The 11889-nt window shown below is 74.1% G+C and carries 1 protein-coding gene; it reads right to left on the bottom strand.

Annotation, left to right across the window (positions count from 1 at the left end; genetic code table 11):
• Nucleotide 1: 1 nt before the first annotated feature.
• The gene (locus tag G406_RS0108040) at nucleotides 2-11860 is read right to left on the bottom strand and encodes a type I polyketide synthase (RefSeq protein ID WP_028933448.1); all 11859 of its coding nucleotides are present in this window, start codon (nucleotides 11858-11860) and stop codon (nucleotides 2-4) included.
• Nucleotides 11861-11889 lie beyond the last annotated feature (29 nt).

An 11889-nucleotide genomic window follows, 5' to 3' on the forward strand; every position in this document is an offset into this window, starting at 1 on the left:
GTCAGCCGCCGAGCTCCCGGTCGATCAGGTCGAACATCTCGGCGTCGCTCGCCACCGACAGCTCCCGGAAGGCTGTCGCATTGTCCGAGGTCCGGCTCCGGAAGTCGGCGGTGAGGCCCTCGAGGCGGGTGAGGATCTCCGGCCGCCGCTCGCTGTGCTCGTCCACCGAGGCGAGCAGTGCGGCGAGCCGGTCCAGATCGTCGAGAACCGGCAACGCCGTCTCGGCGGGCACGACGTTCGCGCACAGATGCCCGGCCAGCTCGCCCGGAGTCGGGTAGTCGAAGATCACGCTGGCTGGCAAGGGCAGCCCACTGGCGCCGGTGAGCAGGTTCCGCAGCTCCAGCGCCGTCACCGACGTCAGCCCCAGCTCGAGGAAGGACCGGTGGGCGCCGACCGCGTCCGGGCCGGGCAGGCCGAGTACCTGGGCGCACTGAGCCCGGACCAGGTCGTGCACCGCGCGCTCGCGGGCGTCAGGGGCGAGCCCGGCCAGCCGCGCGACCAGCCCGTTGCTCTCTGGCGACTCGACCGCGTCCACCACCCGACGAGCCGAGCGACCTCGGCCGGTTCCGGCACCACCGAGCAGCCCGGACAGCAGCGGTGGCAGTCCCACCCCGCTGTGGCGGCGGAGGACACCGAGGTCGAGATCGACCGGCACCAGCAACGCCGGCACCGAGCCCGGCTCGCGCCGGTTCCGCTCGAGCACCGCGTCCAGCCGGGCCAGGCCATCGGCCCCGCCGAGCGGTCGCAGGCCATGCCGCGCCATGCGCTGCCGGTCAGCTGCGTCGAGGTCCCCGGCCATGCCGCCGACCGCGCCCGAGGGAAGACCGGACCCTTCCAGCTGCCACGGTCCCCAGGCCAGGGAGGTGGCCGGCAGCCCTTCGTCCCGCCGATGGGCGGCCAGTGCGTCCAGGAAGGTATTGGCCGCGGCGTAGTTGCCCTGGCCGGCGTTGCCCCAGATGCCGGCCATCGAGGAGAACAGCACGAAGTTGTCCAGCTCCCGGTGCTTGGTCAGCTCGTGCAGGTGCCATGCCCCGTCGACCTTCGGTCGCAGCACGGCCTCGACCCTGGCCGGGGTCAGCGACTCGATGATCCCGTCGTCCAGGACGCCGGCAGCGTGGACCACCGCCCGCAGCGGCTCCTCGGCCGGGATCACCGCGAGGACTGAGGCGAGACCGTCGCGGTCAGCCGCGTCGCACGCGGTCACGTGCGCGGTCGTTCCCAGCTCGGCGAGGTCGGCCGCCAGCGTGCCGAGTCCGGGTGCCTGGGGCCCGCGCCGGGACAGCAGCTCCACCCGCCCGGCCCGCCGCGCGCTGACCAGGCGACGCGCCACCAGCCCACCGAGAGCCCCGGACGCCCCGGTGACCAACAGCGTCCCGCGACCGTCCCCGGCCGCGTCTCCTTCCGGGGTCACCGTCGCCAGCGCCGCCGGGACCAACCTCGGCACCAGCAGCGTGCCGGCGCGCGCGGCCAGCTGTGCCTCTCCCGACCTCAGCGCGGCGGGGAGTGCCTGGTCGACGGCATCTGGCGAGTCCACGTCGAGCAGCATGATCCGGCCGGGGTACTCGGACTGGGCGACCCGCACGAGACCCCAGACCGAGGCACCGCTGACGTCGACCGGCACTGCTCCGGCCGCGACGGCCCGGTGGGTGAGCGCAACCAGGCGGGTCCCCGCGAGGTCCTGGGTCGCCTGCCAGTCCCGCAGCGACGCCAGGGTGGCGAGGACCGACGCCAAGGCCGCGCCGGCGACACTGTCGGCCGGCGTCTCGGCCGGCCGGTCGCGCAGGACGATCACGTCCGGCACCGGCGTGCCCGAGGCGACCGCCGCCACCAGGTCGGCCATCGTCGGATAGCACCGGGGTGCGTCGGACCGGAGTGGGTGGGGGTCGTCGGGGGTGGGCCCGACGAAGGCCACTGTTCCCGGGTCCGGCGCGGAGCCAGGCCCTGCCGGTGACCACTCCACCTCGAACAGTGAGTCGGATGCCGTCGCCGGCAGTTCGCCGGGCGACAGTGGGCGTCGGGTCACCGCCCCGACCGAGGCCACCGGCCGCCCGGCGTGGTCGGACAGGGTCACCGACGTCGTCTCGGCTCCGGGCAGCGGTGCCAGCCGGGCTCGTACGGTCGACGCGCCGGCGGTGTACACGGCCACGTCGGCCCAGGTGTCGGCAAGCATGGGCGCACCATCGACCGGGCCGGCCAGCGACAGGACCGAGTCCAGCAGGGTGGGATGCACGCCGAAGCCATCGACGTCCACGGTCTCGTCGAGGGAGAGCTCGGCGAACAGTTCCGCACCTCGGCGCCACACGGCCCGGATGTACCGGTCCGTCGGCCGCGGCAGGGGCCGCGCGCCGGCCGGGGGCCACTCGGCCTCGGCGCGATCGGTCACCGGCTCGGCGCGATCCCGGGCGGCAGTGGCGAGCCGACCGGAGGCGTGGCGGGTCCAGGTGCCGTACGGCGCCTCGGTCTCCGGACGGCAGTAGATGGCCAGGTCACGCAGGTCCTCGTCAGTGGGGTCGGCCGGCTTCAGCACGACCTGGACCTGGAGCGCGCCGGAGCCGGGCACGACAGGTGGGCGGTGCACCGTGAGCTCACGCAGCCGGGTATGCCCGGTCTCGTCGCCCGCCCGCACCGCCATCTCGACCAGCGCCGTCGCCGGGACGACGATCAGGCCGGGCGTCCCGTGGTCGGCGAGCCACGGCTGCGTGCTCAGCGACAGCCGGCCGGTCAGGACCAGGCCACCGTCGTCGGGCCGGTCGACCGCCGCGCCGAGCAGCGGGTGGCCGGCAACGGACTGCCCCAGGTCAGCCGCGTCCGCCCGGACGGGCAAGTTGGTCAGCCAGTACCGCTCCCTGGCGAAGGCGTAGGTCGGAAGGTCGACGCGCCGAGCCCCGGTGTCCGCGTACCAGCGCGACCAGTCGACGGCGCCGCCGAGGGCGTGCAACCTGCCGAGGGCCGCAACCAGACTCGCGGGTTCGTCTCGATCTCGGCGGAGGGTGGGAATCCAGGCCTCCTGGCCCTCGGCGGTTTCCTCGGCGCCGGTGGACGTCTCCGGGCCGAGGGCGGCGAGCACGGCGTCCGGGCCGATCTCGACGAAGGTTCGCGCGCCGAGCTGCCGCAGGGTGGTGACGGCGTCGGCGAACCGGACCGGCTCGCGGACCTGGCGGACCCAGTACGCCGGGTCCGTCATCTCGTCCGTCGCTAGCCGACCGGTCACGGTGGACACGATCGGGATCTGCGGCCGCCGGTAGCTCACCGAGGCCGTCACACCGGCGAACTTCTCGAGCATCGGCTCCATCAGCGGCGAATGGAACGCGTGTGACACCCGCAGGGCCCGCACCCGGACGTCCCGGCCGGTGAGCTCCTCGGCCACCGACGCCACGACCTGCTCCGTTCCCGACACCACCACAGCGGTCGGGCCGTTGACGGCCGCGACACCGACCCCGGTGCGGCCGGAGAGGACCTCGAGGACCTCGGCCTCACCGGCCTGGACGGCGAGCATGGCACCGCCGGCCGGCAGGGCCTGCATCAACCGGCCCCGGGCGCCGACCACGGCGCACGCGTCCGGCAGGGACCAGATCCCGGCCACGTGCGCGGCGGCGAGCTCACCGATCGAGTGGCCCGCCAGGAACGCCGGGCGCACACCCCAGTCCGCCAGCAGCCGGAACAGTGCCACCTCGACCGCGAACAGGCCGGCCTGGGCCCACACCGTCCGGTCCAGGGCTCGGTCCTCGCCGCCGTCGCCTCGGATGACCGCTCTCAGGTTCGGACCCGGCTGGTCGACGTGCTCCTCCAGCCCGGCGCAGACGGCATCGAAGGCCCGGGCGAACACGGGATGCTCGGCGTAGAGGCGCTGCCCCATCCCGACCCGCTGTGCTCCCTGGCCGGTGAACACGAACCCGACCTTGCCCACCGCTCCGGCCGAACCGGTCAGCACCGAAGGCGACGGCTGACCGGACGCGAGCCGGTCGAGCCCGGCCAGCAGCTCCGTCCGGTCCGCTCCGAGCACCACGGCCCGTTCGGGCAGCGCCGACCGCGTGGTCGCGAGGGACCATGCGACGTCGGCCGGACGCAGCTCCGGCCGGGAGACCAGGTGCTCGCGCAGTCGCTGTGCCTGCAGCGCCAGCCCGGATCCACTCCGGGCGGAGATCACCCAGGGCACCACCGGCAGCGACCCGGTACCGGCCTCGGCCGCGTCCGTCGGGGTGTCGGGGGCCTGTTCGAGGATCACGTGGGCGTTCGTGCCGGAGAAGCCGAATGATGAGACCCCGGCCCTGCGCGGACGGCCGGTGCTCGGCCAGTCGGTCGCGCCGGTCACCAGCTCGACCGCGCCGGAGCTCCAGTCGACGTGCGAGGACGGCGCGTCCACGTGCAGGGTCGCCGGGACGAGCCCGTGCGCCATCGCCTGCACCATCTTGATGATCCCGGCCACCCCGGCGGCCGCCTGGGTGTGACCGATGTTCGACTTCACCGAGCCCAGCAGCACCGGCCGGTCGGCATCCCGATCCTGGCCGTAGGTGGCCAGCAGCGCCTGAGCCTCGATCGGGTCGCCGAGCCGGGTACCGGTGCCGTGCCCCTCGATCACATCGACCTCACCGGCCGACAGACCGGCGTTGGCCAGCGCGGACTGGATCACCCGCTGCTGCGAAGGACCGTTCGGCGCGGTGAGCCCGTTCGAGGCCCCGTCCGAGTTGACGGCCGTGCCCCGGACGACGGCCAGCACCCGGTGTCCGTTGCGGCGAGCGTCCGAGAGGCGCTCGACCACCAGGACCCCGGCGCCCTCACCCCAGCCGGTGCCGTCGGCCGCGTCCGCGTAGGGCTTGCACCGGCCGTCCTCGGCCAGGCCACGTTGCCGGGAGAACTCCACGAAGGTGCCCGGGGTCGCCATGACCGTCGCGCCACCGGCCAGCGCGAGGCCACACTCCCCCGACCTCAGGGCTTGGACCGCCAGGTGCAGCGCCACCAACGACGACGAGCAGGCGGTGTCGATCGTCATCGCCGGGCCCTCCAGCCCGAACGCGTACGAGACCCGCCCGGACGCGACCCCGCCGGAGTTCCCGGTGCTGACGTAGCCCCCGACCTCCTCCGGGACCGAGCTGCCGGTGCTGTAGTCGTGGTAGATCAACCCGGTGAACACGCCGGTCGCACTCCCGTGCAGTGAGACCGGATCGATTCCGGCGTCCTCCAGTGCCGCCCACGAGGTCTCCAGCAGCAGCCGCTGCTGCGGGTCCATCGCCAGCGCTTCCCTCGGTGAGATGCCGAAGAACTGGGCGTCGAAGTCACCGGCGTCGGGGAGGAATGCACCTTCGGACGTGTAGCTCTTCCCCGGCGCGGCCGGGTCCGGGTCGACGACACCGTCCCAGGCCGGACCCCGATCGAGAGGAAACCCGGTCACGGCGTCGGTCTCCGAGGCCAGCAGGTCCCAGAACTCGCCGGGCGAACCGGCACCGCCGGGGAAGCGGCAGCCCATGCCGACGATCACCACCGGGTCGTCACCGTGCGCGGCGTCGGCGCGGGCGGCGGTGGGGACCGCCGAGGCGGCACCCAGCAGCTCGGTGAGGACGAACGTGACCAGCGCCGACGGCGTCGGGTAGTCGAAGACCAGGGTGGCAGGCAGCCGCAGGCCGGTCGCCTCACCCAGCCGGTTGCGCAGCTCGACGGCGGTCAGCGAGTCGAAACCCAGCTCGCGGAACGACCGGCCGGCGTCCACCTCGGCCAGCCCCGCCAGCCCGAGCACCGCCGCGGCGTTGCCGAGCACCAGCTCGCGGACGGTGTCCTGGCGATCGCTCGCGGGCAGGCCGGCCAGCCGACCGGCGAGGCCGCCGCCGGCGGCGGCGTTCACCCGCGCGACCGCACGTCTCGTGCCGGAAAGGAGACCACTCAGCAGCGGGGGCGTGCTGCCCCCGAGGCGGCCCAGCGTCGAACGGTCCAGCCGGGCCGGGACCAGCAGGGCCCGGGAACCGTCCGGCACCGGGTTCTCCGGCTCGCCGCCGGTCACCGCGCCGAGCAGGGCGAGACCGTCGGCGCCGCTGAGCGGTTGGAGACCCTGGGCGGCCATCCGCTGCCAGTCGGCCGGGCCGAGGTGCCCGGTCATCCCCCGGGCACGCGTCGCGTCGAGCTGCCACGGCCCCCAGGCCAGGGACACCGCCGGCAGCCCCTGGTGGCGTCGATGCGCGGCCAGTGCATCCAGGAACGTGTTCGCGGCCGCGTAGTTACCCTGGCCCGGGCTCCCCCACAGCCCGGCGATCGAGGAGAACACGGCGAACAGGCTCAGGTCACGGTGTCTGGTCAGCTCGTGCAGGTGCCAGGCTCCGTCGACCTTCACCCGCATGACCGAGTGCATCCGGGCCGGGGTGAGCGACCCGACCGCGCCGTCGTCGAGCACGCCTGCCGCGTGCACCACACCGCGCAGCGGCGCCTCGGCAGGCAGACCGGCGAGCAGGGTGGCCAGCTGGTCACGGTCGGCGACGTCGGCGGCGTACAGCTGGACCCGGACCCCCCGCGAGGCGAGCTCGGCGGCCAGCGGACCCATCCCCGGAGCGTGCGGCCCCCGTCTGGACAGCAGCACCAGGTTCGCCACTCCCGGGCGGGTGGCCAGCTGCCGGGCGACGAGCCCACCGAGCGCACCGGACGCACCGGTCACCAGGACCGTGCCGCTGAGCTCGGGCGTCGGCAGGGTCAGGACGACCTTGCCGATGTGGCGGGCCTGACCGAGGTACCGGAAGGCGTCCGGCGCCCGACGCACGTCCCAGCCGGCCACCGGCAGCGGCGCGAGAACACCGGCCGCGAACAGCTTGCTCAGCGCGCGGAGCATCCCACCGAGCCGCTCCGGATCGAGCTCGAGCAGGTCGAACGCCTGGTAGCGGAGGCCGTCGTGCTCGGTCGCCACCTGATCGGGGTCCCGGATGTCGGTCTTGCCCATCTCCACGAACCGGCCACGGGGGCCCGCCGCCAAGCGCAGCGAGGCGTCGACGAACTCCCCGGCCAACGAGTCGAGCACCACGTCGACGTGTCCGGTCACGGCCCGGAACGCGGCCTCGAACTCGACCGTCCGCGACGAGGCCGTGTGCGCGGCCGGCACGCCCAGTCCGCGTAGCACCGGCCACTTCGACGGGCTCGCGGTCCCGAACACCACCGCGCCCAGATGCTGAGCGAGCTGCACGGCGGCGATGCCGACGCCCCCGGCGGCCGCATGGATCAGTACCGACTCCCCCGGCCGCAGATCGGCCAGCTCGACCAGCGCGTGGTACGCCGTCAGGAAGACCACCGGGGCGGCCGCTGCCTCCGCGAGTGTCCAGCCCGACGGCACCGGCGCCAGCAACCGATGGTCGGTGACCGCCTCCGGCCCGAATGCACCCGGGAACAGGCCCATCACGGGGTCGCCGGGCTCGAGACCGGTCACTCCCGGCGCCACCTCCAGCACCACGCCGGCACCTTCGAGACCGAGGCTGCCGGCGTCCCCCGGGTACATGCCGAGCACGTTCAGCACGTCCCGGAAGTTCACACCGGCGGCACGCACGGCCACGCGCACCTGCCCGGGCCCCAGGGGCAGACCGCTGTCGGCGGGTGCCAGTACCAGGTTGTCGGGGGTGCCGCGCTCGGTGAAGTCGAGGCGCCAGCCGGCGGTGGCGGTCCGGCCGTCGGGCACGGTCAGCGCCCTGCCCGGTCGGACGAGGCGCGGTACCAGGACGTGCCCGTCGCGGACCGCGAACTCCGGCTCGTCCGTGGCCACTCCGGCACGCAGTAGCGAGCCGAGCTGGCCGGGGTCGGCTGCCAGGTCGTCGACGTCCGCCATGACCAGCCGGCCGGGGTGCTCGGCCGAGACGGCCCGCACCAGCCCGGCCACCGACGAGCAGACCGGCCGAACCCGCGTGCCGGTATCGACCGCGTACTCGGTGAGGACCAGAAGCGTCGAGCCGGCCATGTTCTCCATGGCCAGCCACTCCTGGATGGCACCCAGCACGTCGACCGCGAGCGTCCTTGCCGCCGCGGGCACCGTGCTCTCGCCCTCTTCGATCCCTGAGCCGCAGCGAAGCACCACGGTGCTGGGCACCGGGGCACCGCCCTGGACGGCCGAACCCAGGTCGGCCAGGTCGACGTAGTGTGTGGCGGCCGGGAGAGCGGGGAGCCCGTGGCCACCGACCACGGCCCACGGCGTCTCCGTGCCTACCCGCGCCGGGGCGGCCGCCACCCAGTCCAGTCCGAACAGGGCCTCGCGCACCACCGTCGCGTCCCGCGCCGGGTCGTGGGTGGGCAGTGCCTGCAGGACCAGCGAGCCCACCGAGGCGATCGGGTGGCCGGCCCCGTCGGCCAGGGTCAGCGCAAACCCGTCGCCCTTCGTGGCCGGGGCGATCCGCACCCGGGCGGTCGACGCGGCGGTGGCGTGGATGACGACGTCGCTCCAGGCGAAGGGCACCGACGGCGACGACGACTCCGTCCGCCTGACCGCGATGCCGTGCAGGGCCGCGTCGAGCAGGGCCGGGTGCAGCCCGAACCGGGCGACGTCGACGCCCTCGTCCAGCGTGACCTCGGCGAAGATCTCCTCGCCCCGCTGCCACAGCGCGCGCACGCCCTGGAACACCGGGCCGTAGGCCAGTCCGGCGTCGGCCAGCGCGGGATAGAAACCGGCCAGCGATGTCTCCACGGCTCCCGCCGGTGGCCAGGTCGCCAGCTCGGCCACGGCGCCGGCAGGCTCGCTTCCACCGGGCTCGAGGACACCGACGGCGTGCCTGACCCAGGCACCGGCGACGTCGTCGTCCTCGGCCCGCGAGTAGATCGATACTTCCGCCCTGCCGCCCTCCGGCGGTGACACGGCAACCTGTACCCGGACGCCGGACGCCCCGGCGGGCAGTACCAACGGGGCTTCCATGACCAGCTCGGCCAGCCGGGCCGCCCCGATCTCGTCGCCCGCCCTGATCGCCATCTCGACCAGCGCCGCCCCTGGCACGAACACCCGCCCGGCGATGACGTGCTCGGCCAGCCACGGCTGCGAACGCACGCCGAGCCGCCCGGTGAGCAGCAGCCCGCCGCTGGACGCGAGGCTGACGGTGGCGCCGAGCAGCGGATGACCGGCCACCGACTGGCCCAGGCCGACCAGGTCAGCGCTGCCAGCGCTCGGATCGAGCCAGAAACGCTCCCGGGCGAAGGCGTAGGTCGGCAGCTGCACCCGGCGGGCGCCGCTGCCGGCGTAGCACTCCGCCCACTGCACCTGGGCACCGCGTGTGTACAGCTGTCCCACCGCGGACATCAGCGTCGCGGCGTCGTCCCGATCGCGCCGCAGCGTGGGCACCCAGGCCTCGCCGGCAGGCGACGGGGCATCGGACGCCGGGGTGGCGGTCGCCGGCCCGAGCGCGGACAGCACGCCGTCCGGTCCGATCTCGACGAAGGTCCGCACGTCCTGCCGGCGCAGAGCGGTCACGGCGTCGGCGAACCGGACCGGTTCCCGCACCTGGCGCACCCAGTACCGGGGATCCATGACCTCGTCCGTCACCGGTAGGCCGGTCACGGTGGACACCAGGGCGATGTCCGGACGCGAGTACCCGACGGAGGCCGTGACCTTGGCGAACTCGGCAAGCATCGGTTCCATCAACGACGAGTGGAAGGCGTGCGAGACGCGCAGCTCCCGTACCCGCACCTGCTCAGCCTCGAACCGCCGCCGCAGCGCGCTCACCGCGCTGCCCGGACCGGAGACCACCACGGCGGTCGGGCCGTTCACGGCGGCGAGCCCGACTCCGGTGTGGTCGGCGAGCAGTGGGCTGACGTCGTCCTCGGAAGCCTGGACGGCCAGCATCGCCCCGCCGGCCGGGAGTGCCTGCATCAGGCGGCCCCGTGCCGCGACGACCGCACACGCGTCCGCCAGCGACCAGACCCCGGCCACGTGCGCGGCGGCCAGCTCGCCGATGGAGTGCCCGGCCACCGCGTCCGGGTGCACGCCCCACGACTCCAGCAGCCGGAACAACGCGACCTCGACCGCGAACAGCCCCGCCTGGGCCCACATCGTCTGGTCCAGCAGCTCGGCGTCGTCCCGGATGACGGCGGCCAGCGACCTGCCCGGCTGACCGAGGTTCTCCTCCAGGCCGGCACAGGCGGCGTCGAACGCGCGCGCGAACACCGGGTGGGCCGCGTACAGGCTCTGTCCCATCGCCAGCCGCTGTGAGCCCTGCCCGGTGAACACGAACCCGACCCGCCCGAGGCTGCCGGTCGCACCGACCACACACGCGCCTGAGTCGGGCGCCGCCGCCAGCGCCTCCACGCCGAGCAGCAGCTCGTCCCGGTCGGCTCCCACGACGACCGCCCGGTGCGGCAGGCTCGCCCGGGTCGTGGCAAGCGACCAACCGAGATCGGCCGGCTCCAGTTCCGGACGGGACCGGACGAACGTACCGAGCCGCTGGGCCTGCGCGGCGAGCCCCGCCGGGCTCCTGGACGAGATCAGCCAGGGCACCACCGGCAGCGAGCCTGGCATCACCTCGTCGGCCGGGGCGCCCTCCTCGACCGGGGCCTGTTCGAGGATGACGTGGGCGTTCGTGCCGGAGAAACCGAACGACGACACCCCGGCGCGGCGGGGGCGCCCGGTGCTCGGCCACGGGGTCGCCTCGGTCACCAGCTCGACCGCGCCGGAGCTCCAGTCGACGTGCGAGGACGGCGCGTCCACGTGCAGGGTCGCCGGGACGACACCGTGCGCCATCGCCTTGATCATCTTGATCACACCGGCCACTCCCGCCGCGGCCTGGGTGTGACCGATGTTCGACTTCACCGAGCCCAGCAGCACCGGGCCACCCGCATCGCGGTCCTGACCGTAGGTGGCCAGCAAGGCCTCTGCCTCGATCGGGTCGCCCAGCCGGGTGCCGGTGCCGTGGCCCTCGACCACATCGACCTCACCGGCCGACAGACCCGCGCCGGCGAGAGCGGACTGGATCACCCGCTGCTGGGACGGCCCGTTGGGGGCGGTCAGTCCGTTCGAGGCGCCGTCCTGGTTCACCGCGCTGCCCCGGACCACGGCCAGCACCCGGCGACCGTGCCTGCGGGCATCGGACAGCTTCTCCAGGACCAGTACCCCGACGCCCTCCCCCCAGCCGGTGCCGTCAGCCGCCTCGGCGAAGGCCTTGCACCGGCCGTCGGCCGCCAGCCCCCGCTGCCGGGAGAACTCCACGAAGGTGCCGGGCCGGGCCATCACCGTCACGCCGCCGGCCAGCGCGAGCGTGCACTCCCCCGAACGCAGCGCGGCCGCGGCCAGGTGTATCGCGACAAGCGAGGACGAGCACGCGGTGTCCACGGTCACCGCCGGGCCCTCCAGTCCGAGTGTGTAGGCCACCCGGCCGGAGGCGACCCCTCCCGAGATCCCGGTGCTGACGTACCCCTCGACGTCGCCGACCCCACCGGCCGCGTAGTCGTGGTAGATCAGCCCGGCGAACACCCCGGTGGCCGTGCCGTGCAGCGAGGTCGGGTCGATCCCGGCGTCTTCGAGCGCCTCCCACGACGACTCCAGCAGCAGTCGCTGCTGCGGATCCATCGCCAGGGCCTCTCGGGGTGAGATTCCGAAGAACCGCGCATCGAAGTCGGCCGCGTCGCCGAGGAACGCGCCCTCTCGCGCATAACTCTTGCCCACCGCGGCCGGATCACGGTCGAACACGCTGCCCCACTCGGGGCCTCGGTCCTCGGGGAACGGCGTGACCGCGTCCGTGTCCGTGGTCAACAGGGTCCAGAAGTCGTCCGGTGACGCCACCCCGCCCGGGAAGCGGCAGGCCATCCCCACGACAGCCATCGGCTCGACCCGGTCGTCCTCCATCCTGCGCAGCCGCTCGCGGGTCTGGTGCAGGTCGGTGGTGACCCGCTTGAGGTAGTCACGAAGCTTCTCTTCGTTCGTCACTCGACGACCCTTTCCGTCAGCCACGCATG

Origin of the sequence: Actinospineispora spinosispora DSM 44797, from assembly GCF_000429025.1 — a bacterium.
GTDB lineage: Bacteria > Actinomycetota > Actinomycetes > Mycobacteriales > Pseudonocardiaceae > Pseudonocardia > Pseudonocardia spinosispora.